This is a genomic window from Moraxella boevrei DSM 14165 (assembly GCF_000379845.1).
Classification (GTDB): Bacteria; Pseudomonadota; Gammaproteobacteria; order Pseudomonadales; family Moraxellaceae; genus Faucicola; species Faucicola boevrei.
Genome location: NZ_KB903770.1, coordinates 1 through 26,553, shown reverse-complemented (window position 1 = coordinate 26,553; position 26,553 = coordinate 1). Strand labels below are relative to the sequence as shown.

Annotated in this window: 28 protein-coding genes; 14 read left to right on the top strand and 14 right to left on the bottom strand. The window is 38.9% G+C overall.

All coding sequences use genetic code 11. From position 1 onward, the window contains the following. Positions 1–139 precede the first annotated feature (139 nt). From cysS to tkt, 3 genes are all read right to left on the bottom strand, one after another. On the bottom strand, positions 140–1,552 hold the full coding sequence (cysS, locus tag A3G3_RS0100150) for a cysteine--tRNA ligase (RefSeq protein WP_019518514.1): 1,413 nt from the start codon (positions 1,550–1,552) through the stop codon (positions 140–142). 348 nt (positions 1,553–1,900) lie between these two features. Next, the gene (locus A3G3_RS12765; RefSeq protein ID WP_019518512.1) at positions 1,901–2,617 is read right to left on the bottom strand and encodes an SMI1/KNR4 family protein; all 717 of its coding nucleotides are present in this window, start codon (positions 2,615–2,617) and stop codon (positions 1,901–1,903) included. A 72-nt stretch (positions 2,618–2,689) separates the two neighbouring features. Continuing rightward, a complete protein-coding gene (gene tkt, locus A3G3_RS0100135) occupies positions 2,690–4,687 on the bottom strand; it encodes a transketolase (protein WP_019518511.1) in 1,998 nt (665 codons plus the stop codon). A gap of 299 nt (positions 4,688–4,986) precedes the next feature. Here tkt and A3G3_RS14375 point away from each other — a divergent pair, with 299 nt between their 5' ends. Genes A3G3_RS14375 through sixA form a run of 4 tightly spaced genes read left to right on the top strand, consistent with a single transcriptional unit; the run spans position 4,987 to position 7,453 of the window. Further along, positions 4,987–5,154, top strand: a complete 168-nt coding sequence (locus tag A3G3_RS14375) for a hypothetical protein (protein ID WP_019518510.1) — start codon at positions 4,987–4,989, stop codon at positions 5,152–5,154. Positions 5,155–5,163: 9 nt separating this feature from the next. Continuing rightward, positions 5,164–5,727 carry a nitroreductase family protein gene (locus A3G3_RS0100125; RefSeq protein ID WP_019518509.1) on the top strand — a complete coding sequence of 188 codons (564 nt, stop codon included), beginning with the start codon at positions 5,164–5,166 and terminating at the stop codon, positions 5,725–5,727. A 3-nt stretch (positions 5,728–5,730) separates the two neighbouring features. Continuing rightward, a complete protein-coding gene (locus A3G3_RS0100120) occupies positions 5,731–6,972 on the top strand; it encodes an NAD(P)H-dependent glycerol-3-phosphate dehydrogenase (protein WP_019518508.1) in 1,242 nt (413 codons plus the stop codon). A 16-nt stretch (positions 6,973–6,988) separates the two neighbouring features. Continuing rightward, entirely contained in the window at positions 6,989–7,453 is a 465-nt protein-coding gene (sixA, locus tag A3G3_RS0100115) for a phosphohistidine phosphatase SixA (RefSeq protein ID WP_019518507.1), read from the top strand. 292 nt (positions 7,454–7,745) lie between these two features. Here sixA and guaB read toward each other — a convergent pair whose 3' ends face one another. From guaB to A3G3_RS0100090, 4 genes are all read right to left on the bottom strand, one after another. Then, positions 7,746–9,215 carry an IMP dehydrogenase gene (gene guaB, locus A3G3_RS0100110; protein WP_019518506.1) on the bottom strand — a complete coding sequence of 490 codons (1,470 nt, stop codon included), beginning with the start codon at positions 9,213–9,215 and terminating at the stop codon, positions 7,746–7,748. A 230-nt stretch (positions 9,216–9,445) separates the two neighbouring features. Continuing rightward, the gene (locus tag A3G3_RS0100105) at positions 9,446–10,030 is read right to left on the bottom strand and encodes a cob(I)yrinic acid a,c-diamide adenosyltransferase (protein WP_019518505.1); all 585 of its coding nucleotides are present in this window, start codon (positions 10,028–10,030) and stop codon (positions 9,446–9,448) included. Between the two features lie 144 nt (positions 10,031–10,174). Beyond that, on the bottom strand, positions 10,175–10,330 hold the full coding sequence (locus tag A3G3_RS14370) for a hypothetical protein (protein WP_019518504.1): 156 nt from the start codon (positions 10,328–10,330) through the stop codon (positions 10,175–10,177). Then, a complete protein-coding gene (locus A3G3_RS0100090; RefSeq protein WP_026212752.1) occupies positions 10,330–11,256 on the bottom strand; it encodes a PHP domain-containing protein in 927 nt (308 codons plus the stop codon). The genes A3G3_RS14370 and A3G3_RS0100090 overlap by 1 nt, the downstream gene beginning before the upstream one ends. Positions 11,257–11,342: 86 nt before the next feature. On the opposite strand from A3G3_RS0100090, the gene ispZ reads away from it, so the two are divergent. The 3 genes from ispZ to mnmD are packed head-to-tail and all read left to right on the top strand — an operon-like array spanning position 11,343 to position 14,360. After that, on the top strand, positions 11,343–11,897 hold the full coding sequence (ispZ, locus tag A3G3_RS0100085) for a septation protein IspZ (RefSeq protein WP_019518502.1): 555 nt from the start codon (positions 11,343–11,345) through the stop codon (positions 11,895–11,897). Positions 11,898–11,907: 10 nt separating this feature from the next. Then, positions 11,908–12,276, top strand: a complete 369-nt coding sequence (locus A3G3_RS0100080; protein ID WP_019518501.1) for a hypothetical protein — start codon at positions 11,908–11,910, stop codon at positions 12,274–12,276. After that, positions 12,276–14,360, top strand: a complete 2,085-nt coding sequence (mnmD, locus tag A3G3_RS0100075) for a tRNA (5-methylaminomethyl-2-thiouridine)(34)-methyltransferase MnmD (RefSeq protein ID WP_019518500.1) — start codon at positions 12,276–12,278, stop codon at positions 14,358–14,360. The genes A3G3_RS0100080 and mnmD overlap by 1 nt, the downstream gene beginning before the upstream one ends. 1 nt (position 14,361) lies before the next feature. On the opposite strand, the gene A3G3_RS0100070 is transcribed toward mnmD, so the two are convergent. Genes A3G3_RS0100070 through A3G3_RS0100045 form a run of 6 tightly spaced genes read right to left on the bottom strand, consistent with a single transcriptional unit; the run spans position 14,362 to position 19,427 of the window. Continuing rightward, a complete protein-coding gene (locus A3G3_RS0100070; protein ID WP_019518499.1) occupies positions 14,362–14,811 on the bottom strand; it encodes a hypothetical protein in 450 nt (149 codons plus the stop codon). Positions 14,812–14,824: 13 nt separating this feature from the next. Beyond that, on the bottom strand, positions 14,825–15,634 hold the full coding sequence (locus tag A3G3_RS0100065) for a glycosyltransferase family 2 protein (RefSeq protein WP_019518498.1): 810 nt from the start codon (positions 15,632–15,634) through the stop codon (positions 14,825–14,827). Beyond that, complete coding sequence (locus A3G3_RS0100060) at positions 15,631–16,476, bottom strand: beta-1,6-N-acetylglucosaminyltransferase (protein ID WP_019518497.1); 846 nt, start codon at positions 16,474–16,476, stop codon at positions 15,631–15,633. The genes A3G3_RS0100065 and A3G3_RS0100060 overlap by 4 nt, the downstream gene beginning before the upstream one ends. Continuing rightward, positions 16,469–17,464 (bottom strand): glycosyltransferase family 52, encoded by a 996-nt coding sequence (locus A3G3_RS0100055; RefSeq protein WP_019518496.1) that lies wholly within the window; start codon positions 17,462–17,464, stop codon positions 16,469–16,471. Before A3G3_RS0100055 ends, A3G3_RS0100060 begins: the two co-directional genes overlap by 8 nt. Beyond that, positions 17,465–18,667: an oligosaccharide flippase family protein gene (locus tag A3G3_RS0100050; RefSeq protein WP_019518495.1), complete on the bottom strand. Its 1,203-nt coding sequence runs from the start codon at positions 18,665–18,667 to the stop codon at positions 17,465–17,467. A gap of 49 nt (positions 18,668–18,716) precedes the next feature. Next, on the bottom strand, positions 18,717–19,427 hold the full coding sequence (locus A3G3_RS0100045) for a hypothetical protein (protein WP_019518494.1): 711 nt from the start codon (positions 19,425–19,427) through the stop codon (positions 18,717–18,719). A gap of 434 nt (positions 19,428–19,861) precedes the next feature. Between A3G3_RS0100045 and A3G3_RS0100040 the strand changes: the two genes are divergently transcribed. After that, a complete protein-coding gene (locus A3G3_RS0100040; RefSeq protein ID WP_019518493.1) occupies positions 19,862–20,170 on the top strand; it encodes an HU family DNA-binding protein in 309 nt (102 codons plus the stop codon). 117 nt (positions 20,171–20,287) lie between these two features. On the opposite strand, the gene A3G3_RS0100035 is transcribed toward A3G3_RS0100040, so the two are convergent. Next, entirely contained in the window at positions 20,288–20,767 is a 480-nt protein-coding gene (locus tag A3G3_RS0100035) for a hypothetical protein (RefSeq protein WP_019518492.1), read from the bottom strand. Between the two features lie 286 nt (positions 20,768–21,053). Between A3G3_RS0100035 and yajC the strand changes: the two genes are divergently transcribed. From yajC to A3G3_RS12760, 6 genes are all read left to right on the top strand, one after another. Then, a complete protein-coding gene (gene yajC, locus A3G3_RS0100030) occupies positions 21,054–21,392 on the top strand; it encodes a preprotein translocase subunit YajC (RefSeq protein WP_019518491.1) in 339 nt (112 codons plus the stop codon). A gap of 87 nt (positions 21,393–21,479) precedes the next feature. Further along, positions 21,480–23,375, top strand: coding sequence for a protein translocase subunit SecD (gene secD / locus A3G3_RS0100025; protein ID WP_026212751.1), 1,896 nt, complete (start codon positions 21,480–21,482; stop codon positions 23,373–23,375). 90 nt (positions 23,376–23,465) lie between these two features. Then, positions 23,466–24,665, top strand: coding sequence for a protein translocase subunit SecF (gene secF / locus A3G3_RS0100020; protein WP_051076903.1), 1,200 nt, complete (start codon positions 23,466–23,468; stop codon positions 24,663–24,665). Between the two features lie 110 nt (positions 24,666–24,775). Then, positions 24,776–25,447 (top strand): AzlC family ABC transporter permease, encoded by a 672-nt coding sequence (locus A3G3_RS0100015; protein ID WP_026212750.1) that lies wholly within the window; start codon positions 24,776–24,778, stop codon positions 25,445–25,447. A gap of 21 nt (positions 25,448–25,468) precedes the next feature. Continuing rightward, positions 25,469–25,810 (top strand): AzlD domain-containing protein, encoded by a 342-nt coding sequence (locus tag A3G3_RS0100010; RefSeq protein ID WP_019518487.1) that lies wholly within the window; start codon positions 25,469–25,471, stop codon positions 25,808–25,810. Between the two features lie 136 nt (positions 25,811–25,946). Further along, on the top strand, positions 25,947–26,553 hold a 607-nt coding region (locus tag A3G3_RS12760), incomplete at its 3' end, for a hypothetical protein (RefSeq protein ID WP_040630983.1).

Below are 26,553 nucleotides of genomic sequence, written 5' to 3'. Positions count from 1 at the left end.
CTCCTTGGTTTTACAGTGGTAGCAACTAAATCTACCCACCGCATGGTAATAAAATTATTGCCTGACAAGCATAAACCACGATAGCAAAAAACACAATATTTTTTTACATTTTTTGCAAAAAATTTGCTCAAACTGTCGGTTAAATCCGTCGCCACGTCGTCCCAGCTCGGCTGTCTTCTAATTCCACCCCTTTTTGCTTGAGTTCTGCACGGATTTGGTCGGCTAAGGCAAAATTTTTATCCGATTTAGCTTGTTTACGCTCGTCAATTTTTGCCAAAATCTCATCTTCAGACAAGCCATCATCACTTAGGCTTTTTTGCAAAAATTCATGTGGGTTAGCTTGGGCGATATTCAGTGGCTCTGCTAAGGTTTTTAGGATTTTAGCAAAGTGTTTGGCGGTATCCATCTCATTGTTTTTTACCGCTTTATTGATTTCACTTGCCAAGTTAAACAGCACACTTACCGCTTTTGATGTATTAAAATCATCATTCATCGCGGTAGTAAACTCTCGTCCAAACTCGCTATGCCAAAGGCTTTCGTCAATCGTAATTTCATTCATATCAAAGAGTTTTAACGCATGATACAGGCGTGATAAAGCGGTGTGTGCTTCTTTTAGTGCGGTATCGGAAAAATTAATCGGACTGCGGTAATGACTTGACAAGATAAAAAATCGAATGGTTTCAGCATGAAAATCTTTTAACACATCACGAATGGTAAAAAAATTGTTCAGCGATTTGCTCATTTTTTCGCCATCCACATTGACAAAGCCCACGTGTAGCCAGTTGTTGGCGTAAGGTTTGCCTGTCGCCCCTTCACTTTGGGCAATTTCGTTTTCGTGGTGCGGAAATTGTAAATCATGCCCACCGCCGTGAATATCAAAGTTCTCGCCCAAACAGCAAGTACTCATTGCCGAGCATTCAATATGCCAACCAGGTCTGCCCACGCCCCATGGACTTTGCCATTTGGTCTCGCTAGGCTCAGAATCTTTGGCAGATTTCCACAGCACAAAATCAAAGGGATTTTGCTTATCATCAACCGTATCAACCCTTGCACCTGCCTGCATATCGGCAAGTTTTCGCTTGGATAACTTACCATAATCGGCAAAATTTTCCACTTTATAATAGACATCGCCACCACTACCTTGGTAAGCTAGATCTTTGTTCTGTAATATTTTTATCATATCAAGCATTTCTTGGATATGCTCGGTTGCTCTTGGTTCGTGGGTAGGACGCAAACAGCCCAAATTATCGGCATCTTCATGCATGGCTTTGATAAATCGCTCGGTTAAAGCAAAAATACGCTCGCCATTTTCACCCGCCCGCTTGATGATTTTATCGTCAATGTCGGTAATATTTCGCACATAATTAACCTCATAAAACCGAGATAGCCAGCGATAAATCACATCAAAACTTACCATCACACGGGCGTGTCCAATATGACAATAATCATAGACCGTCATACCACAGACGTACAGTCCGACTTTACCAGCAGTGATGGGCGTAAAGGGCTGTTTTTGGGCAGTTAGGGTGTTGTAAAGGTGTAATTGGCTCATAATCGTCTGCACTTTTTAACAAAATAAACGCGTTATGATAACCAATTTTTTATAAAAATGCCAATTTTTCGCTTGAATTTATGCAAAATAAAAACTGTGTTAGATTGCGTTTTTTGTTGGGTTAAAAAATCCATTCTACTAAGCCACCCTCGAAAAATTAGATACACAACCTTTGGGATAGGGTTCATTTAGGCAGTCATGTTCTATTTAAAACACAAGCAGTTTTTACCAAATCGTAATCAACACCGAGCGATTATTCTTTAAAGTATTTTGATAAAATTGTTTAAAATTTTCAAAACACGCTTTTAATCTGTTAATCTGCAAGATGCGTAAATAAATACAGATTATTTAATTTTCACTATCTAATTTGGATAAAATAAACTCAAAACGCTCATCTTCTTTATTATTGATTTTTCTAATATTATCTCTAATCAAAGTTTCTAGTGAATCAGCAATTACAATTCTTTTCCAACTATCATTTTGTAAATCAATAATTTGATACATATTGCCTTTTTCACTTGGGTCTAAATCAATCATAAAATAATCGCCTTGAAGATTTTCGGCAAATGGTATCCATTTTGGATTAGCATAAATTTCACAATGAATTTTTTCATCATATCCCTCAGTTGGATTATCCTCATCTGCATATTCATCATTCCATTCTAAAATTTCTATATAAGTATCAAAAATCTGCTCAAAAGGCAATAAATAATATACCATTTTATCAACGCCAGTTAATGAAAAGGTTGAAGTAACAGAATTATACTTAACATTATGTGTTTTATAAAAATCCACCAATACAGGCGGTAATGCAAATCCTAATTGACTTTCCAAGTCTTGAATTTGCTCATCAGTAACGCCATCAGTCAAGTTATAATATTCGCTACTTTCTGGCACAACAGCTAAAATAGCCTGTTTCCAGCCTTCCCAAAGTTGTTTTGTATTTTCTGATGACATTGCACTTTGCTCCTTTGTTACATTTAAATGATTGGCGTTAAGATTACTCTCATTGGCATAGCCAACAATAGAGAATAAAGATAATAAAAATACCACTACAAAACGCATTATATTAAACCTAAAAAAAATGGCATTATATTTCTATAATACCATTTTTATTTTTTAAACACAATTAAAGTATTACATCACTTCTTTAACCGCATTGACCACATTTTCAACCGTAAAACCAAAATGTTTAAACAAATCTTTGGCAGGGGCGGACTCGCCAAAAGTCGTCATACCAATGACTTTGCCGTCCAATCCCACAAATTTATACCAATAGTCTGTATGGCTTGCTTCTACCGCAACCCTTGCACGGATAGCATTTGGCAGAACGCTTTCAATATAGGCTTTGTCTTGTTTGACAAACACTTCGGCACACGGCATAGACACCACACGCACACCAACGCCTTCATCAGACAGCGTGTCATAAGCACTCATCGCAAGGGCAATCTCTGAGCCTGTGGCAATGATAACGGCTTGCAATTCACCTTTTTCTTTTGCCAAAACATAACCACCCTTGGCGATGCCTGCCACTTGCTCGTCATCTCGTGCTTGATGTGGTAGGTTTTGACGGCTAAAAATCAAGGCTGACGGCGTGGTTTTGGCTTTAATGGCTTGTACCCACGCCACCGCAGATTCCACCGTGTCGCAAGGTCGCCAAGTGTGCAGATTTGGTGTGGATCTTAGGCTGGCAAGTTGTTCAATCGGCTGATGTGTCGGACCGTCTTCGCCAAGCCCAATGCTGTCGTGGGTGTAAATGTGCAGAACTCGCTGTTTCATGAGTGCTGACATTCGCACCGCATTTCTGGCGTATTCCATAAACATCAAAAAAGTCGCCACATAAGGCACAAAGCCACCGTGCAAGGCAATGCCATTGGCAATGGCGGTCATTCCAAATTCACGCACGCCATAATGGATATAGTTGCCCGCAGGGTCGGTTTCTAGGGCTTTGGCGTTTTTAAACCAAGTCAAATTTGACCCTGCTAAATCTGCCGAACCGCCCAAAAGCTCAGGCAATAACGGTTGTAAAGCATTAATCGCATTTTGACTGGCTTTACGAGTGGCAATATTTTCAGGATTGGCTTGACAATCTTTGATAAAGGCGGTCGCTTTTTGCTCAAAATCATCTGGTAAATCGCCACTCATACGGCGTAACAATTCTTTGGCAAGCTGTGGATAGGCTTTTTTGTAGTTGTCAAAATCAGCCTGCCAGTTGCCTTGTAATGTCTCGCCTTTGGCAACGCCATTCCACGCATCATAAATCGTTTGGGGGATTTCAAATGCCTTATCTGTCCAAGCCAAGGTTTCACGAGTAAGTACGATTTCATCTGCCCCAAGTGGCGAGCCGTGGCAATCTTCTTTGCCTTGTTTGTTTGGAGAGCCTGCTCCAATCACAGTTTTACAGATAATCAAAGACGGTTTTTGTGTCTCGTTAAGGGCGTTTTGGGTGGCTTGGCTAATGGCATTGCTGTCGTGTCCGTCAATTTTTTGCACTTGCCAGCCATAGCTTTCAAAGCGTTTTTGGGTGTCGTCCGAAAACCAACCTTCTACTTCACCGTCAATAGAAATACCATTGTCATCATAATACACAATGAGTTTGCCAAGATTTAGCGTGCCTGCCAGCGAGCAAACTTCGTGGCTAATACCTTCCATTAAACAGCCGTCGCCCACAAAACAATAAGTGTGATGATTGATAATCTCAAAACCGTCTTGGTTAAATTGACTGGCTAAGGTTTTTTCGGCAATGGCAAAGCCCACCGCATTGGCAAGCCCTTGCCCCAAAGGTCCTGTGGTGGTTTCCACGCCTGCGGTATAGCCGTATTCTGGGTGTCCAGGGGTTTTTGAGTGTAATTGACGAAAACTTTTTAAATCATCAATACTCACATCATAGCCTGACAAATGAAGCAAGGCGTATTGGAGCATTGAGCCGTGTCCGTTGGATAACACAAATCTATCACGGTTTAGCCAGTTTGGGTCTTTGGGGTTGTGTTTTAAGAATTTACGCCACAACACTTCGGCAATGTCCGCCATACCCATAGGGGCACCAGGGTGTCCTGAATTGGCTTGTTGAACAGCGTCCATGGCAAGCACTCGGATAGCGTTGGCAAGTTTACGTTCGTTGATTGGGGTTGGCATAAGGTTTCCTTATTAAGTTTGCAAGAAGTTTGCTATTTTAGCATATTTTGACTATACTTTTCATTAATCAAAAAAATAGCTTAATAAAATAAACAAATTAAGGTATGATACAATCATCAAAGAAGGAAAATATTTATGCAAGCAAAATCTTTCCACCCCTATTCTGATGATGATTTTAAACAATTATTTGATAAAATTGATAAAGCAACTGCTGAAGGAGATTACCAAGCAATCAGCCAATACCGACCAACCCTAAAAATATATTGGGATACAAATAGTGTCCTTAAAACAAAACAGCGGTGCAAGACGGCTTTCAACAAGGTGTTGAAACAGGTATTGAAAAAGGCATTCAACAAGAAAAATTATTGACTATTCAAAATGCCAAAGCAATGGGGTTAAGCGATGAAATGATTAGCCAATTAACAGGCTTAACGCTTGCACACATTTACCAAATTCAATCCAATTAAGGAATAATAATGAATACCCAACAAATTTTTGATTTTATCACTTCACGCCGTTCTATGGGACGGCTACTTTCACCTGCCCCAACGCATACCCAAGTGCGTGATGCGGTCAAAATCGCCTTGACCGCCCCAGACCATAAAATGTTGCGTCCTTACCGTTTTGTCGTTCTTGAGAATCAAGCCCTTGACGATTTGGGATTGGCATTATATCAAGCTTTACTTGACAAAGGGGAAACCGACCAAACCGCCCTTGATAAAGCCAAAATGCTCCCAAAACGAGCCCCCATGATTATCACTTGTGTAACCGATTATAAAAACCACCCAAAAGTACCAAAATTTGAACAATTATTATCCGCAGGGGCAGGCGTGCAAAATCTGTTATTGGCATTAGAAGCCCAAGGTTTTGCCAGTGTTTGGCGAAGTGGCGACTTGATGAATGAAGTTGCTGTTAAGAATTTTTTTAATCTTAATGAACAAAATGATGTGGTTGGTTTTATCTATGTCGGTACAAAAGGAGCAGAATTACCAGAAAGAAAGCCGATTAATGTTGATGATTTTGTGAGTTTTCAGGGATAAACTATGAAAAAACCGTTAGAAAGTTTAAGCTTAGAAACGCTAAAAAGTGAAGCCTTAAATCTAAAAGAAAGCCTTGAAAACAATGAAGCCTTACATCAAAATTTAGAAAAAATTCAACATGGTACTGAAAAAGCCAGTAAAATGTTAAGTGAAATGCTTCAAAATTTTAAAAATCGTAAACAACATTTGCAATTTCCCAGTGAAGATAACAAAGGTTTAACCGCACCTTTGACATTGGCGTTTTTGGGCGGGGGTAGTTTTGGTACGGCGATGGCAAATTTAGCCAGTCGCAATGGTTGTGATACGACACTATGGGTGCGTGATAAATGGACGGTCAAATCCATGCAACGCTCAAATATTAACAAAAAATATTTGCCTGATTTTAAATTGGATAAACGGTTAAAATTTGAGCATGATTTGCAAAAAGCAGTCAAATGCAAAGACATTATTTTTGTCGCTGTGCCAAGTTCCGCATTTAGAGAAACGTTAAAAAAAATCGCACCATTTATCACATCTCAAGTGATTGTTTCTTTAACAAAAGGCATGGAAAAAGACACTTTCGCTCTGATGAGTGAAGTGGTTAAACAAGAATTGCCAAATGTGGCTTTTGGCGTGATGAGCGGTCCAAACCTTGCTAAAGAAATCATCAACAATATGCCTACGGCAACCGTGATTGCCAGCGAGTCTGAAATGGTACGTCATGCGGTACAAGTGGCGTTACATGGGGCATTTTTTCGGGTGTTTGGCAGTGATGATGTGATTGGGGTGGAGCTAGGCGGTGCGTTAAAAAATATCTATGCGATTGCCATGGGTATGGCAGAAGCCTACAACGTGGGCGAAAATACCAAAGCCATGTTACTCACTCGGGCATTGGCGGAAATGAGCCGTTACGGAGTCCATGCTGGGGCAAATCCTTTGACGTTTTTGGGCTTGTCGGGTGTGGGTGATTTGTACGCCACTTGTGCTTCACCGCTTAGCCGAAATTATCAAGTCGGCAATATGCTCGGTAAGGGCTTAAATTTGGAACAAGCGGTAAAAAAACTGGGGCAAACGGCTGAAGGCATTAATACCATTCGACAAGTACATGAAAAAGCCATTCAAGAAGGCGTTGATATGCCTATCACGCACGCCATGTACGATGTGATTTTTAATGAACAAACCCCATTTAGCGTGGCGATGGAGCTGATGGAAAAAGGTTTTAAAAGTGATGTAGAATTTGTCATGCCACATGAAAATATGAAATAAAGATAAAGGAGAAAAAATGAAACTCATCTTAATCAGACACGGTGATGCAGGGGCATACACACACCCCGACAGTGAACGCAATTTATCAGAGATTGGCAAAGCCCAAGCCCAAAAAACTGCCAAATGGCTACAACAAAACGCCAACCCAACCCTATTTATCTCAAGTCCCTATAACCGAGCGATGCAAACTTGTGAAATTGTTAAACAAGCATTTGCCGATGTTGAACATCAGATTTTTGCCAACATCACACCTGACGACGACGCACAAACGGCGATAAATGGCTTGGCAGATTTGTTAGCAAATATGAACGACGATGACTGTGTTGTGATTGTGTGCCATATGAATATCATTGCATATATGGCAGGACTTTTAACAGGTGAACAGCCTGAAAGCTTTGGCCTTGCAGAAGCTCGTATATTGGAAACCAACGTTTTGTCAAATGGTTTGGCAACTCAAATTGGAAAGTTTGTGCCAAATTAGTCGCACCCTAGTCATTTTTTTTAATCTCCACAAAAAACGCCCTAATTTCTTAGAGCGTTTTTTACAAACTGTATCGTATCCATAACGTTTTTACAATGAAAAATGCGATAAATCGTTCACTTTTCAAGAAAAAAACGCAAGTTAATCGTTATTCTATCAAACATACTTTTGACTTAGAAAAGCAAGATTTCACCAGTTTTTGTGCAAAAGTAAATTTTTATTAATTATTTTTACAAAAATAATTACGTTTCTTAAGATTGCAAATAATCAATTCTATGTAATATCAATTAACTTAACCCTGACGATAATTAGGTGCTTCTTTGGTAATTTGCACATCATGAACGTGTGATTCTTTCATGCCTGCCGATGTAACACGTACAAATTCAGGCTTGGTTCTCATCTCTTCAATGGTGGCACAGCCCGTATAACCCATGCTAGAACGCAAACCGCCTGCCATCTGATTAATAATCCCTGTCACAGGACCTTTGTAGGGTACACGCCCTTCAATGCCTTCTGGCACGAGCTTTTCAACGCCATCTTTGGCATCTTGGAAATAACGGTCAGATGAACCATTTGAGCCACTCATCGCACCAAGTGAGCCCATACCACGATACGCTTTGTAATAGCGACCTTGGAAGAGTTCCACTTCGCCAGGGGCTTCTTCCGTACCAGCAAGCAATGAACCTACCATAATACAGCTTGCCCCTGCCGCTATCGCTTTTGCCATGTCACCACTAAAGCGAATACCACCGTCAGCAATCAGCGGAATGCTATCTTTTAGGGCAGTCGCTACATTGTCAATTGCTGAGATTTGTGGCACGCCCACGCCAGCAATAATACGAGTAGTACAGATTGAACCCGGTCCAATGCCCACTTTTACCGCATCCGCTCCAACATCACGCAATGCCAACGCCGCATCACCCGTTGCGATATTACCGCCAATCACTTGCACTTGTGGGAAATTTTTCTTCACCCAGTTCACACGCTCAATCACACCTTTGGAATGTCCGTGAGCAGTATCCACGATGATAACATCAACGCCCGCCTCCACAAGAGCTTCCACACGAGCCTCCGTATCCGCCCCTGTACCCACCGCTGCACCGACACGCAAGCGACCTTTGTCGTCTTTACAAGCATTGGGGTTATTTTCTGCTTTGGTAAAATCGTTAACGGTAATTAATCCCTTTAATCGCCCATTATCATCGGTAACAATCACTTTTTCAATACGGTGTTCATGTAGTAGTCGCTTGATGTTTTCGGTAGATTCGCCTTCACGCACGGTGACAAGTTTGTCCTTTGGTGTCATGACGTTTTTGACAGGCTGATTTAGATTTTCTTCAAAACGCAAATCACGGTGGGTCACAATCCCCACCACATTTTTATTGTCATCAATAACAGGTACACCGCTGATTTTGTAGGATTTGGTAAGTTGAATAAGCTCGCCAACGGTGGCATCTGGCTTAACGGTAATCGGGTCAGCCACTGTCCCTGCTTCAAATTTTTTGACATGACGGACTTGACGGGCCTGACGGTCAATGTCCATATTTTTGTGGATAATGCCCATACCGCCAAGCTGTGCCATCGAAATCGACATTTTAGCTTCGGTCACGGTGTCCATCGCCGCCGAAATCATCGGTAAATTTAGCGTAATTTCACGAGTCAGACGCGTTTGCAAGTTCACCACTTTTGGCAAAACTTCTGAATACGCAGGGAGCAACAACACATCATCAAATGTCAGTGCTTCATTGACAATTTTTAACATAACAGCCTCTTTTTTAACAGTAATTTTCTAAAATTATTTAAAAAAAATTGGGCAGATAAAAACCAAAAAAGGCTAAGCACAATTTGCCTAGCCTTTGATTATTCATAAAATAAATACAAGTTTTTGAATCGGTGTCGCCAATTTTTTATCCCAAATTGAATGATTTAAACTTTTCAAATAAAAATTAGCGATTTATTGTAGCGGTTTTGGGTGGTTTTGTCAATTATTTTTCACCAATCCTTTTGCCAAAACACCTCCGCCCCATTATCCGCTCTTGCAATGACTCGTGCCAACACAAACAAAAAATCCGACAGACGGTTGATATATTGCCGAGTTTCATGACTTACATTATTATCCCGTTCGTTTAAACGGATTAACGTCCGCTCACTATCTCGGCACAAGGTTCTGGCGATATGCGTGTGAGCAGTAGTGACCGAGCCAGCAGGCAAAATAAATTCCTTTAAATAGGGCAAATTATTATTATACGCATCTATCCAGTTTTCAAGTATGCTAATATCATCAGGTGTAATGGCAATATAACCAATCTGAGCATGATTTGGTAGGGCGATTTCCCCACCGATATTAAACAGTTTATGCTGAATTTGGCTTAATTGCTCGGTGAGCTTGTCTTTGTGTTCAAATTCATTTTTTTCGCCAATCAACGCATGAATTAAGCCAATTTTAGCGTTCAAATAATCAATCACGCCCATGGCATCAAAACGCAAATCTGACTTTGATAGACGTGAACCGTCCGCCATGCCTGTCATGCCGTCATCGCCTGTGCGTGTGTAAATTTTTGATAAACGATTGCCCATAGTTTCTCCTTTTATGGAATTTAGTCAGTTTGTTTGATAAATTTACCATTCACATCAAATAATAGTGTTTTATCATTATCTATGCCCAATTCACCCAACATCGGATTATTTTCTCAATCTCGCTTAACCACAATTACAAGACCATCAGGCAATATCAAAATTCTCTTTTGTTTGTGGTTTGATACAGCCAGATGTTTTTTCATCGTCAGATAACTTGTGAATCACCACAGGTTTTGTATTGCCACCAACCGCAACGCCCAACATACAAAACACCAAGCCCAATTTTTTGATAAATTTCATCAAATTTTTTCCCAAACCCCAATTTGTCCTTCGTGTAGTTTTGGTACAACGCCCAGCGTCCGCCACGGCATAGTTATTCCATGAAAATCACTGCCAACTGATACCAACAGCCCATGTTCCTTGATACATCTGTCTATCATGTGGCGAGTGGACTGCGGTTCGTTGGTCGCAGGCAACTCCACCGCATCGCCTCCTGCTTTAGCAAAATCAGCTATCAATTTGCGAGTTTTGTTGGCTGTCAAATTGTAGCGTGTGGCATGAGCAAGCGAGGCTTTTCCGCCACAGGTATGGATTAAGTCCACGCAATCTTTTAAACTCAAGCCGTCCAATGCCACATAACAGCTTTTGTGGTCGGCAAGGTAGCCAGAAAACGCCTTTTGCACGTCATTGACAATGCCTTTTTCTACCATGACTTTGGCGATATGCACTCGCCCAACCGCTTGCGGGTTACCTTTGGCTTCTAGCAAAACCGCTTGCCAAAATTCGTCAAAATCCAACTGACAGGTTTTCGCCACTTTTTCGCACATGGCTCGCCCACGGGTTTCACGAGATTGTTGAATGGCGGACAGCCGAGCGTTCATCTTATCAAGGTTATCAAAGCCATAGCCCAGTACATGAATGACTTTTTCCACTTGAGCGGGCTTTTTGCTATAACCACCAATGATCCGATGCCGACAGCTAATTTCCACGCCATTTATCAAAAAAATGCCGAGCTTTTCTGCCGTTTGTTTGGCTTCATCTATGCCCAAAATCGTGTCATGGTCGGTTAAAGACAAGATTTTTACGCCATTGTCAAAAGCTTTTTGCACAACTTCGGTTGGCGAAAATGTACCGTCCGAACACGTGCTATGACAGTGCATATCAAACGGTAACGTGGTGTAAGTAGGGCTTTGGTTAAGTAAATCTGTACAGTCAAGTTGTGGCATATTTTTTCCAAGAAACAATTGATTTTTCATTTGCAATTTTAACACAGTTGTGTAAACTAACCACATTATTTTCTTTGAGATTTTTTATGACTGCTCTACTTGATTTAATTCCACTTTTTGCGTTTTTTTATTTTGCCAAAACTCAAGGCGTGATTGCAGGTGCAGGGGCGTTGTTGGTCGCCACCCTAGCTGTCTATGTCGTACACTTTACCAAACAAAAAGGCAAACTCAACAAACAACAGTGGGTTACTTTGGTTTTAACCGTCGTTTTTTGCGGGCTTAGTCTAGCGTTTAATAATGATGCCTTTATCAAATGGAAATCTGTCGTCATTAACGCTATTTTTGCCCTCGCTTTATTGATAAGTGTTCTCATTAATAAGCCATTATTAGAGCTTGCAATGAAACAATTTTTTAAATTATCCAACAAAGGTTGGCAAAATTTAACCCTAGCTTGGGTCGGCTATTTTGTGATTATGGCAGGTTTGCAATATTATTTTGCCTTTTTTACCAGTAATGAAACGTGGATTAATTTTAAAACTTATGGTTGGATACCTGTTATGCTGATTTTTATGATAGGACAATTTATTGTGCTAAAAAATCACCTAAATCCAGAATTACAAAACGAAATACAAAAAAAATAGGAAAAGGCACATGAAAACCCTACAAAAAACCGCCACAATGCTCACGATTACCGCATTAATCAGTTATGCCATGCCAAGTTTTGCAGTGGACGTGGTCGTCAATGACCCAAAAACAGGGCAACCGATTGCCCCCCCCGCACCCACCCTAGCCCAAATAACCAAGCCAAGCGACAGCCAACTTTCCCAAGCAAACCAACAATTATTAACCAAAAATGCCGAATTACAACGAGAAATTGACAGCCTAAACGCCCAAGTTGGCGTATTAACCCATGATTTTAGCGGACAATTGTTTATTTATGGGGCGTTTACCGCCTTGCTAAGTTTTATTGCAGGAGCGGTATTAAGCTTTTTTGTGCTTGGACGTAAACGTGGTTGGTAATGAGCAAAATTACTTATGCAAATTTGGATTGGCAAATTGACAAAAACGTCTTAACCGTGCCTGTTTCTGCCGATTTTGGCGATGTCTATTTTTGTAAAGAAAATGGGCTAAACGAAAGCCGATATGTATTTATTGAGCAAAATAATTTACAGAAAAGATTAGAAAATCTTGATGATTATCAAACTTTTGTTATCGGCGAAGTTGGTTTTGGCACGGGTTTAAATGTATTGGCAGTTTGGCAACTTTGGCAAAAAATTGTTCAACAAAATCCCAATACAAACAGTCGGTTACACATCATTACCACCGAAAAATTTCCCTTAAAACGCCAAGATTTACAACAAGCTTTATCCATTTGGCAAGAATTAACCCCGTTTTCCGAACAACTCTTGGCAAATTATCCACCGCCTTTGGCAGGTTGTCATCGCCTAAATTTTTGGCAAGATAGATTAACCCTTGACTTATGGCTAGGCGATGCGTGCGACAGTTTGAGCCAACTCATCGGTCAGCAAAAGGTTGATGCATGGTTTTTGGACGGTTTTGCCCCTGCATGTAATGGCGAGTTGTGGGCGGAAAATTTATTTAATCAAATAAAACAATTATCTAAACCTACCACGACTTTAGCAACTTTTAGCGTAGCAAGTTTGGTAAAAAACAACTTAAAAAACCAAGGTTTTAATTTAAAAAAAGTGAAAGGTTTTGGCAAAAAACGAGAAATGCTGACCGCTTTTTTTACTGAAAATGATACCCAAAACCTAGCAATAAGCCAACAAAATTCTGCTAAATTTAATCAAATTAAGTTTAGATATAATAAAAAAATCCCCCCTTTTTGGACAAAAATTCCCTTTCTACAAACGCCAAAAACTCGCAAAAAAATTGAAAAAATTCCAAAAAATCCCGCTTTTTATTTGCCGAATATTTATCCAAATGATATCAAAAAACCATTAAAAATCAGTGTTATCGGTGCAGGCGTTGCAGGTTTAAGCTGTGCTTTTGCGTTGGCGATGCGTGGGCATGACGTTACGATTTTTGATAAAAATGCTCCGATTTCTGGGGCATCTGGCAATATTCGTGGCGTACTCGCCCCAAAACTCACCGAGTTACATCGGCTAAAAAATGACTTGCATACCATCGGATTTTTGGCGAGTTGCCGTTTTTATCCCACTTTAGAAAAAATTGCACAGAAGGTTTTGGCAACGCCGATTTTAGAAACTACAGGCTGTTTGGATTTGTTATCGCACAATCGTGTAAATCTGGACAAAGGATTTAATTTTCCTAAAGAACTTGCCCAATTTTATGATACCGATTTGACAAAACAAAGCACCAATTTTAATTTAGGACAAGCGATTTTTACCCCAAAGTCTGGGTTAATCAATACCAAAAACTTTGCTCAAGCGGTTTTGTCTTTACCAAATATTCACTTTAGACAAGCTGAACTGCAAAGTTTTGAGCAAAATAATCAACAAATTTTGGTTAGTTTTAAACAAATTCAACACAACCACAGTTTTGACCATGTAATTTTAACCACGGCTTTAGCGACTTGTGATTTTTTACCGCAACTTAAAGCATTTAATCACAGTCGTGGGCAAGTTTCTTGGTTACCAATTGATATAAAAACGGCAGAAATTTTACCAAAAATTCCCCTAAAATACGGCAGTTATTTTGCGACTTTTTACGACAAAAAAACCAAACAGAATTTTGTCATGCTAGGGGCGAGTTTTGTGCGTGATACGTTGGATATTACGCCAAAAATTGATGATTTAATGAGCAATCTCAAAGATTTGCAAGATTTTATGCCAGATTTGGCGAAACAGGAAATTTTTCAACAAAATTTAGAAAATTGGCAAGGGCGAGCGAGTATTCGCTGTCAAACGGTGGATTATTTGCCCCTTGTCGGTCAAGTTTATCAGACGGATTTTGGTAAAAATTCGCATTTATGGACATTTTCTGCTCTGGGTTCAAAGGGTTATGCGTATGCACCGATTTGTAGTGAACTCATCGCTGGGCTGATTTGTGGTGAAATTTTACCGTTAAGCGAAACCATGGTTAAAAAATTAAATCCAAATCGGCAAATATTACAGTGCTAATTTACTCAATATGAATATCAATGTTATGAGCGTTCGTCCCTGTCTGCAAGTTTTTTTGCAGTAATGGTAAAATTTGAGACTGTTCATAGACCAACGTTTTTTCTTCGGTTTTGATAGTGATTTTTTTGATAGTTTCACTGCGACTTAACAGCTCATCTTTGTCCCAATAACCCACGCCAAAAATCATCAATTCTTCTTTATTTTTGTCATTTAAATCAAATATTTCAGGTATTTCTTTGCCCACATATTCCACCACGACTGTAAGAGATTTACCAGTATGATTGATAAAACCAATATTTCTCACAGGGTCGCCAAATGAACCAAGAAATCCGATACAACCACGCAAGATTAACCCAATCAATAAGATGATAATAAACGGTTTTCGCCAAATTTTGAAGGTGCGTTTTAGCCGTGCTTTTTGCATATTTTTGAGGCGTTGTAATTTTTTCATGCAATTTATAACCTTATTTTCTCAACAATTTTTGATAAATAAGCGAACGCAAGCCATTCGGTAGCAAACGAACAGGTATCCGAATTACCAAATTTTTCGCCAGTTGCCAAGCTGACAAAAACCCCCATCGCCAAAATCTTACCTGCATTTGTACTTCATTTTTGACGTATCTCACACCGCCACGCCGTTCATACATCGCCTGCCCTGCTCTTGCATACACCAAAGCTTGGGGCAAATTAGTAAATTGATAATTTTTACTTAATAATCGCACCCATAAATCATAATCCTCATACAAAGGGGCGTGCTGATAACTGCCGACCGCCTGTACTGCCGATTTCTTGAATGCCACCGTCATGTGATTGATTGGATTGCGAGTCTTAGCGTATTTCACAATTTGCTCGTGCGATGTAGGAACGGTGCGGGATTTTTTACCCTGTGAAAAATCTTGTTCAAATTCAATAATTTGCCCACCCACCACATCAACATTTGGGTGCTTTTTGATAAAGTTTATTTGACTAGCAAAACGCTCTGGCACACAAATATCATCAGTATCCATGCGAAAAACCCACTCAAATTGACAGTATTCCAGTCCAGCATTTAACGCTTTCCCCAAACCCACATTATTGGGTAATTGTATGATTTTTAACGGTAATTTAATTAGAAATTTATCAACAATTTTTTGTAATTCTATATCAATTTCACCGTCATATACCAAAACGATTTCATCGGCTTGCAAAGTTTGATTAGATAAACTTAATAGACATTCTTGTAAAAATTTTGGTTGTTCTTTGGGATAGAGCGACATCAAAACCGAAAATTTCATACGTGCTCCTTATTCAGCCATTCATTCGCCACATCTTGATGAACCTTACGGGCAAACCAATGATACTGTTGTTTGGCACGTTGTAATTGTACAAAATCAAGATAAATTGGACTGTTACCATTGTTTATTTTTTTATCAAAAATAATATAGCGTTGATTTACATTGCTCGGTTGGATTTGTGTTTCATTTTTTAGTAATGTTTGAAAAAAATGCTCATCAGGAACCAGCTTTTTGGCAAAAAATTGTTGATATTTTTGTAAAAAAGGCTGAATTTTTTGCCAATCATCTCGTGTGATAGAAAACCATTGAGAACCAAAATACACAGGCTGTGGCTTGGTAAATAGCAAATACGTTCTTGCAAAAATTTGTTGGATTTTAGTTAAAATTTTCCCTCCCAAACTGCGTTGCCAACGCGTATTCGCATGAAGCGTATCGCAAAAGAAACGATAGAAATAATTAGAATTTTGTTCACAAATTAACATAGGAGCAAAATGATACACGTCTTGCCAGTTTTTCTCAATCATTTCAAAGGGTTGTAATACCACATCTTCGCCACTTACCAAATGAAAAAACTGATTTTCACTATCCAACATCGCTCTATGAAACAATTTTAAAGTCGCCAACACTTGGCTAAATCCACCCCAAATCACCGAAATGCTGTCCTCAAGGATATAAAAATTGGTAGGCAAATCTTGATTTTTTAAACATTCAAATTCAGCAGATTTTTTATCCAAATGTACATAAACATTTAGATTTTTTTCATCATTGGCAAGCTGAATAAAATAATCCAAATTTTTATGAGCTTGGACTAGTAAGGCATGTTTTCGGGTAACTTTAGTCATTATCTTTTCCCAAAATTGTAATGCCTTGTGTCTGTAAAAACGTATAACTTTGGGTAAAATCCGCTTGCAAAATATTATGAAAAATCGCGAAGACCGTTACCCTTGACAAGGCTTGTAACGAAAAAATAGCAGTGCTGGTAAAGGTGTAAATCTCAAATCTCGTATTAGGCTGTTGTTCAAGCTGATTAATTAGATAATCTTCAATAATCATTTGAGTATTAATCACATTTAATACATCATCAAAACGATTTTTTTCCCGTGGATGCGGGTAAAAATAATCAATTTGATAGGTATTAACTGTTTGCAAAATCATGGTTTGATAGTTTTTTTCCCCAATAATATCATCAAACGGTTGTCCGAGTAAAATACGTACTACTTTATTAATTTTTGGAATATTTTGATAAGTTTGGCTAAACAAATTTATCGTTATTGGATTAGCAACAATATTGGTTTTATTTAGAAAAATTGTGTAATGTTTGGATATTTTTGCTAAAATTTTGGCAAGATTATCATCTTTAATTCCTAACATTTTTTTAAATAGCCACTTAGCAAAACTTTGCTGTTTTGGCAAAAAATAACGACTGGTCGGAAAAATATTAATTGTGCCGTCATCAAAACTATGCAAGCGAATATAATTTACTTTTGCTAAAATATATTGCGTGACAATTAAATCCAAATTTGCCAAAAATACCGTTGCCACAGGTTGTTGCCAGACATTTAAACCAATCAATATTTCTTTGATTTTTGTAAAATGCTGAAATTTTGCCGATAGTTTTTGACAATTATTTTGTGCTTCATCATTGTTATTTAAATTCAAATAGGCATGGCGTTGGCATCTGTCTGCCAATTTTTCACTATAAAAACGGTGTTTGTCATTATCCGTTTCTGCCAAATAAATGCCGATAAAATCGCCTGCGTGTGCTTCAATAATGCGTAACGCTATCAGTACTTGGAGCGGTGTCATACAAATAATCAAATTCGTTTTCATTTAGTTTTTATTCACTTTTATTGTAAAATAATATAATAATGGCAAAATTGCCAAATTACTTAGCACGCTTGCAAATGGCACATAAATCAACTTTATTTGACTAAATCCCCACAAAGCAACTAAATACACGAGCGTTGATAGCACCGAACTGGTGGCAATATAGCGGTTTTTACCATGATAAAATAAGAAATTCACCAACAACAAATACGGTATCGTCAAAGCAAACGCCAAAAAAAACACCACTGTATAATAACGACTGGCAACAAAATCTCCCCCCAATACCCACGCATATACCACATCAGGCACGAGCCACGTAATGGCGGTGATAATAGGTGGTATGCTTAGGCTAAACCAAAAAAATCGGTGAAGTTTGGCTAAATTAATGTTATTGTTTTTTAAGTTTTCGTACAGATAAGGAATACTTGCAGTATTAATTGCCATAATCACAATGCTTAGACTACTGGCAATCTGTACGCCTGCCGAGTAAATACCCAACTCATGTTCGCTAAATTGTTGATAAATCAAAATACGGTCAAGCTGCCCTTTGGTGGTATAACTCAAAGCGTGAAGTAACAATGGCAAACCCAGTCCAAGCAGATACTGCATGGCTAGTATCAAGCGTTGGCGAGTTGGGCGAAACGTTAAGTTAAATTGCCGTTTTGTCAACAAAAATGCCACGGTAAAACTAAATAAATACGCCAAATTAATGGCAATTAACCGCATTTTGACATCTTGATTAAATAGATTAAATAAAATAATGGTTAATAGTAAGTTAGCAATACTCAAGGTAATTTGTACGCCAAAATAATGCAATGGTAATTTTTGACATTGGCGTAAGGCGAGCTGATTTTGGAGTAAGGTCTGCAAAAAAGTCATGCTAAAACAATACCATAGCAAATCATTGCCAAGCAACCAACTCAGCATCCCCCCACCTATTAACCACGCAAAACTATATAGCCCACCTGCCAACAGCACACTGCCTAAACCCTGCTTGCCGTACACATAATAATAACGACTTAGCGAGCCGTTTTGCGATAAGCTCATGCCGATAAGCAAAAATGCCGATAGTGACAGATAGTAGGATAATTCACCAAAACCATCCGTACCAAGCGTGCGTGTCAGATACGGCAACAACAAAAAGGGAACGGCTTTTGCAAGCATTTCGCCAATGACATAAATGACGCTATCTTTTAACAACCTCATGATTTTAATAGGATTTTTATTTGACGATTCTCAAGTTGTTGCTTTTAAATTATCGCATGGCAACAATCGCAAGCACTACAATGATAAGCACCGCCACGCCGAGACTGATTTTTAGGATTTTATTTTGGCTTTTTACTTGTAATAAAGCGGTTTCGGCTTCGGCGATTTTGACGGTTAACGCATTGATCTGTTGTTTTTGCTCTTCGATTTTTTGTTGGTATTCTTCAACGCTTCTTTTCGGCTTTTCAGGCTTATCTTTAGATTTTCCTTTAAATTTAGCAATCAGCTCTTGCACCACTTTACTAATCGCAACGGCGGTGAAAAACGCTTTAACATCAATAACATCAGCAGACTCACCCCGAAATTGTAACTGTTTTAGCACCGATGGTTTATTACCAAACAATGCCTGTAACACTTGAAAACTAAAACCATTAATTGTCACGTCCACTTGCTGATTGGGACGTAATTCACTGTCTAACAAAACACCATTGACGGTAAATGTTGCATAAATCGTCACGTGTGGCACATAACTACGGATACACAGCACCAAATTTCGCTGAGCAAGCGGATACATCACTTGACGCAAATTGGCATCAAACCGCAGTAACAATGCAAGCAAGGTTTCTAACAATACAAGTACCACACCTAACGCTGTTTTACTGAGCGTTTGTGCGTTAGGTTCAGGATTTTGCTCACGATTACCACCAATTTGCGAAATCGGCGGTAATTGGCTATCAGTTTTGGTTAAATCATCAGACACGGTCGCTTTTCACTCTAAACAAAAAAATTGTCATAATGATACATTGCCAAAGACCTAAGTACAATAGAATAATGATGAAAACTCGTTAAAAAACGTTTTTTTTGGTAAAAAATAGGCAAAAAATGTGAAAAATTAATTTTTTTGTAGAAAATTGGCAAAAAATTACAAAATTTGCTTGCTTATTTTTGCGTAAACCCTTAATCTATAAGCCGTTGAGATAATTTTTTGCCAAGGCCATACATTTTTTTATCAATTTTTTGCAAAAATTTTCACAAAATGTGTCTTTTTTTTAAAAAACTTTTGAAAAACACTTGTTTATTGGCAAAACTTTACTTATAATCCCTAACAACGCAAAAATGCTAAATCTTTTTTGGTTTTTTGTAAAATTAGTTTATGTACAAGTTGATTGTACCACGACAACAAAGGATACCCTTATGAACAAGTCAGAATTAGTTGCAAGCATTGCAAAAAAATCAGGTTTAAGCCAAGCTCAATCAGCAGACGCTCTGAACGCCTTTATCAGCACCGTTGGTGAAGCACTAGAAGCAGGCGATAGCATCGCATTGGTTGGTTTTGGTACATTCTCTGTCAAAGAGCGTGCGGCTCGTACAGGTCGTAACCCACAAACAGGTGCCGAAATGCAAATCCCTGCCAGCAAAGTACCAAGTTTTAAAGCAGGTAAAGGCTTAAAAGATGCGGTAAACCCTGCACAAAAAGCTCCTACAAAAGCTAAAAAGAAATAATTTATCATTTCGATAATTGTTAAAATAAAAACGCACATGAATATGTGCGTTTTTTTATGAGACAATGTTTTAAAAGATGATGTAAAAATTATTTTATTTTTTAAATTTTATTAAAAATTATTGAATGGTTAGTTGACTAATCGCACGGCTTAATACTAACCCCCTTGGGGTTTGGCTGAAGGTGGCTCGGGACGTGGTGGTCATATTGAGCGTTTTGCCGTTTTCGGTGATAACTTCGGTGGTAACAATGTCGGCTTTGGCTTGATTGCCTGTGCTAATCACGTTGTTAATACGGATTGTGTAGTGATAATCGGTAGCTTTTGCCCAGTTGGTTTGTAGTAGGTTTAGATAGCTAGATTTGTCAAGCGTACTGGTCGTCCCACGCCGAGAGATAGAGATTAACGCATCATCACTGATAAGGCGACTGACTTGGGCGATGCTTTTACTATTGGCGGATTGGTGCATTTGTTGGGCAAATTGCTCTACATCACCTTCGCTGATGTTAGCAAACGCAACATTGTTCATTAAACCTAAACCAAGCATAAAAACTGTTAAACTAGTTGTAGGGTTAATTGCGTTAAAAATGGATTTATTCATGCAGTTTCACTTTCCTGGCAAAAAATATTAAAAAAAGAAATAATTTGTTACAAGTAGCATAGCATATTTTGCCAATTGATTGTTAAGGATTTGTTATATTTTATCAGCGATTTGGTTATTTATTCGCTGTAATGCTAAAAATTGGGCAAAATTTTATCAACTTTTTTTTGGTTTTTTAATTTTTTTGATAATTTTTTACCGGTTTTACTTTTAATTTATTTATTAATAGCCATAAATCGGTTATTATTGTCAGTTATTTTGTTTATTTTATTTTTAAGGTTGTATTATGTTGTTATTTATTCAGTCTGCTTTTGCTGAACCTGCAACGGGAACGGCGTCTGCTCCGTCAATGTTTATGCAGTTGTTATTACCGATTGCGTTTTTTGCGATTTTTTATTTTATGATTATCCGTCCGCAAAGCCGTCGTGCCAAAGAGCATCGTCAGATGATTGATGCGATTAAAGAAGGCAATGAAGTGGTGTTTGCAGGCGGTTTAATGGGCAAGGTAAAACGTACCCAAGGTGAATATGCGGTGATTGCGTTAAATGCGACCCAAGATGTCATGGTGCAACGTGCGTCTATTATTTCGGTGTTGCCTGTTGGTACGATTGATAGTTTAAAATAATTTAAAATATTATTAAAAAATGATAAATTTTTAGCTGTTAATTTTTTCGCAAAACCTTTTTATTTTCACTATTAAGAAGTTCACGTTATGCAATATCCTGCTTGGAAATATGTGTTAATTGGCATTATACTGTTGATTAGTAGCATTTATGCCTTACCCAATCTTTATCCTGATAAACCTGCGGTGCAAGTAACAGGCTCGTCTGCCAGTACGGTGTTAACCAATGATGTGTTAACTCAAGCTGAACAAATTCTCAACGATCAAGGTATCAAGACCGTTAATAATAGCTTTGACGGTAGTTCAGCGTTGTTAAGAATGGCAGATGAGTCTAGCGAAACCCAAATTAAAGCCCAACAAGTTCTTCGTGAAAAGCTTGGCGATAATTATGTGGTAGCGTTAAACCTTGCTCAAACCACACCTGAATGGCTACGCAAAATCGGTGCAAATCCTGTTAAACTAGGGCTTGACTTGCGTGGTGGCGTACGGTTTGTCATGGAAGTAGACATGAGTAAGACCATTAACCAACGTTTAGAAGCAGTGAGTCAAGACGTAAAAAATGAGTTGCGTGGACAACAAGTGGCGATTAGTCAGTTGAAAATCGTTAATAATGGGCTTGGATTGGTATTTGCCGATAATGCCCAACGTGATAAAGCGTTAAATCTCCTGCGTAGCCGTTTTGGGGCGAGTTATAATTTGCAACCTGTGATTAGCGATAGCGGTGCAAGTATTAATATGACCTTGACTGAAACCGCCTTAGCACAGATTTCCCAAGATGCGGTTACCCAAAACTTAACCACCATGCGAAATCGTATCAATGAGCTAGGCGTTGCCGAAGCGGTGGTACAATCGCAAGGGGCGAACCGTATCGTGGTAGAATTACCGGGGGTGCAAGATACCGCCGAAGCCAAACGGGTGATTGGACGTACGGCAAATCTTGAGTTTCGTATGGTTGCCGATGAAAATAACAGCTGGCAAGCCAATCCAACCCAAATTTTACCTGCAGGGACAGAAAGCTATTCTTTTGGTGAAGTGGACAGCCCACAAAAATCTTTGTTAGAACGTCAGCCTGTGGTAACAGGTCAAAATGTCCAAGATGCCCAAGCAGGGCTTGACCAAAATGGTATGCCCCAAGTGAGTATTACCCTTGATAATCAAGGCGGTAAACTCATGCAAAGCACTACCGCAAAGTCAGTGGGCAAACAGATGGCAGTGTTATTTATTGAAAATAAACAACGTGTTAGCTTTGAAAGAGACCCAACCACAGGTGAAACCAAAGAAGTACGTACGCCCTACTCTGAAAGCCGTATTATTAACCAAGCAACCATTCAAGGCGTATTTGGTTCAACATTCCAAATCACAGGCTTAGACAATAATGCCGAAGCATCCGAATTGGCGTTATTATTGCGTGCAGGAGCGTTGGCAGCACCGATGTACTTTGTAGAAGAGCGTACGATTGGACCTTCACTCGGTCAAGACAACATTGAAAAAGGGATTTTCTCGACACAAGTTGGTTATTTATTGGTTTTCTTATTTATGCTCGTATTTTATCGTGTGTTTGGTTTGATTGCCAATATTGCGTTGGCATTTAACTTGATGATGATTTTGGCAATTATGTCCGTTTTGGGTTCAGCATTGACCTTACCAGGGATTGCAGGTATCGTGTTAACTATCGGTATGGCGGTGGATGCGAACGTATTAATTTTTGAGCGTATTCGGGAAGAACTCGCCAGTGGTGTAAGACCAAAATCAGCGATTGTCGCAGGTTTTAATCGTGCGTTTACCAGTATTTTTGATGCACAAATTACCACGTTATTGGTGGCGTTTATTCTGTTTGCCATTGGTACAGGCCCGATTAAAGGCTTTGCGGTAACCCTTGCGATTGGTATTGCCAGTTCAATTTTTACTTCGGTTACGGTAACTCGTGCACTGGTGCAAATTTTTTATGGCTATCGCAAATCTGTCAAACGTTTGAGCATTGGTTAAGGAGCTAACATGAGTAACGAAAATTTAGATTTAGACTTAGACAATGCCGACAGCGTTGACAAACAAAACGCTAAACAAAAATTGCAACACATGGGGGTTTATCAAGTCTCCCAAGATAAAAGCGTGAAACGTGAACGCCGTACCCCACGCCGTAATGGTAAAGGGGTAAACAAAAATTTAAGCAAAAATCCAAAAACAACTGAAATGCCTGCACAAACTCCAGTTACGACTGAATTGGTAGAAAATCCAAATGTAGCAAATGATGATTTTGGGCAAGATTTTGGTGGTGAAAAAACCCTAATCGGACGGCGTATCATTGACTTTATGAAAGTTGCCAAACCGTTTGCGATTTTTTCGGCAATTTTAACGATTATTACGTTGATTGCGATTTTTGCCAAAGGCTTAAATTTAGGTTTAGACTTTACAGGCGGTGTGTCAGCGAACGTGGTGTATGAACAACCTGTAGAGCAAGCCCAAGTGCAGTCCGCTTTACAAAGCCACCAAATTAATGACGGTGCAGTACAATATTTGGGTAGCAACAAAGAAATTTTGTTACGCTTGCCACCCCAAGAAAAAATTGACGGTTTAAGTGCAACTTTAGACAAAGCCCTTGATTTGCCAAACAATAATGCCACTATCAAAAACCTTGACGTGGTGGGTAGCCAAGTCGGTAATGAAATTTACCTAAGTGCCTTTGGTGCAACGGCGGTTGCATTGATTTGTATGTTCCTGTATGTGGCGGTGCGTTTCCAATCCAAACTCGCATTTGGTGCGGTACTGGCGTTATTCCACGACAGTATTATTACCGTGGGTTTGTTTGCATTATTTGGCTGGCCGTTTGACTTGACGGTTCTGGCCGCCGTATTGTCATTGATTGGTTATTCTATCAACGATACCATTGTGGTATTTGACCGTATTCGTGAAAACTTCCGCCGTGTGCGTGGCATTAGCCCAACCCAAATCATCAATTTATCACTAACCGAAACGTTACGCCGTACTTTTATGACTATCTCAACCGTGTTGTTAGTGGTGTTAGCCATGTTATTTTTGGGTGGCGAAAGTTTGCGGTGGTTCTCGGTGGCGTTATTTATTGGTTTGATTTTGGGAACATTTTCATCTATCTATATCGCAGCCACTATTCCGCTGTGGATGGGCATGAGCCGTAAAGACTTTATCGTGGAAGTTAAGCCTGAATTTGTGGAAGAAGAAGTGGTCTTTGAAGACCGCAACGCCCCAATTTATGACGCTGAAGTGTTAGAACTTAACCCAAATAACTTAAATAAATCTTAATCATAAATAAAAACACCCTGTTGATTAACGGGGTATTTTTGACTTTGAAAAAATAACATCATAAAAAATTTTTATTATTAAAATATTAATCATTCTAAAAATTTATTCACATGATAGCAACTTCTGATTGGCGAGATGCCTTAAGATTAACCTTGCCTGTCGCAATGGGTTATATTCCTGCAGGGATTGCCTATGGTGTGCTATTCGTGGCAGCGGGCTTACCTGCATGGTTGGCAATTTTTTCCAGTGTTATTCTGTATGCAGGGGTGGCTCAATACGCATCTATTCCGCTATTGGCGAGTGGTGTCGGTATTTTTACCCATGCCAGTAACACTTTTGCCATTAATTTACGCATGGCATTTTACGGCATTCCGATTATTCATCAACTCCCCACGCATAAAACCGCACGCTTGATTTGTTTATTTTGTTTAAGCGACGAAACTTTTTCATTATTAACCACATTAACGCCACAACAACGCATTCAGCTAATTTTACCGATTAGTGTGTTAAATTGGTGTTATTGGTTAGTTGGTACGATTTTAGGCTTGGTGGTCGGTGCAGGTTTAAATGACTTAGTACCAAATTTGGATTTTGCCTTGGTGTGTTTATTTGCGATTTTGGCATATGAACAATTTAAAAGCGTAAAGGCAGTTTATCCGATTGTTTTTGCCTGTATCGCCTTTTTGGTTGCGATATGGCTGATGCCGTCATGGGTATTGCTCGGTGGCATTGTGCTAAGTAGCTTGATGATTATCACCCGTTTTTTTTGGCAACATCGCTAACAAATTCCAACGGAAACTTTTATGCAAAATACCCAACTTTATTTTATTTTATCTGTATTAAGCATGGCGATAGTAACTTTTATTATCCGCTTAATGCCAACTTTTTTACCAAAAAAATTACTCAATTCACCATTATTATTGGCTGTGAACAAGGGGTTACCTTTGGCAGTAATGACCTTATTGATTTTAACATCGCTAACTTGGCTTGACAAAAATCAACAATTTAGCCTATCGCCATTATTAACCGCCCAAATTTTAGCATTGATTTTAGTACTCATCAGCTATCATATTTGGAAACAGATGTTTGTGAGTATGATTATTGGTATTCTCTTTGTGAATGTTTTTCTACAACGATTAAGCTAATAAATTTGGTACAAAAATAACCTTTAATCTTATAAAAAGAACATTTACCCCCTTTTTTGTTGTTAAACTGCCCAATACTCGTTATAATTTAATAATCTACAACCATTATTTAATATTTTTAACACTTAGGGCTTTTATGAAAAATATCATCGTTAAAACCAACACCGCCAACAAAACCCTTGCACAAAAAGTATTGCAAAGCAAAGACAGTTTGGTTGATAAAATCCAAGCACAATCTAATGTAAATTATGAATTAATTGACCAAACTACAGGACTTGCCCCAAAAAAAGTGATTGCCAAACGTACGGGCGACGATTTATTATTATCGTTTGAAGATAGTAAACAAATAGACTTAATTTTAGAAAATTATTATCAACATAATGCCAATATTTTAGGATTGGCAGAAGATGGAAGCTATTACCAGTATTTTTCTAACAGTCATTTACTCAACGAATTACCGCAAAATCTCGCTCAAATCCAAAATTTGGGAGCAAATCCTACAACATCAGCATGGTGGGCAACCACTACCACATCCGCCATTAATGCAAGCATAAGTACAGGTACGATATTGGGGGTAGTTGGCGGTATTAGTGTCGCTGGCGTAGCAGTTAGTGCAGGTAAAAAGAACAAAGTTTCAAAACCAGTACAGCCACCCAAAGACGAAACAACCAAACCAGCACCAACAGAAGAAGAAACAAAACCACCTGTTGCACCAAAACCGCCTGTAGAAACTATCAGCCCTA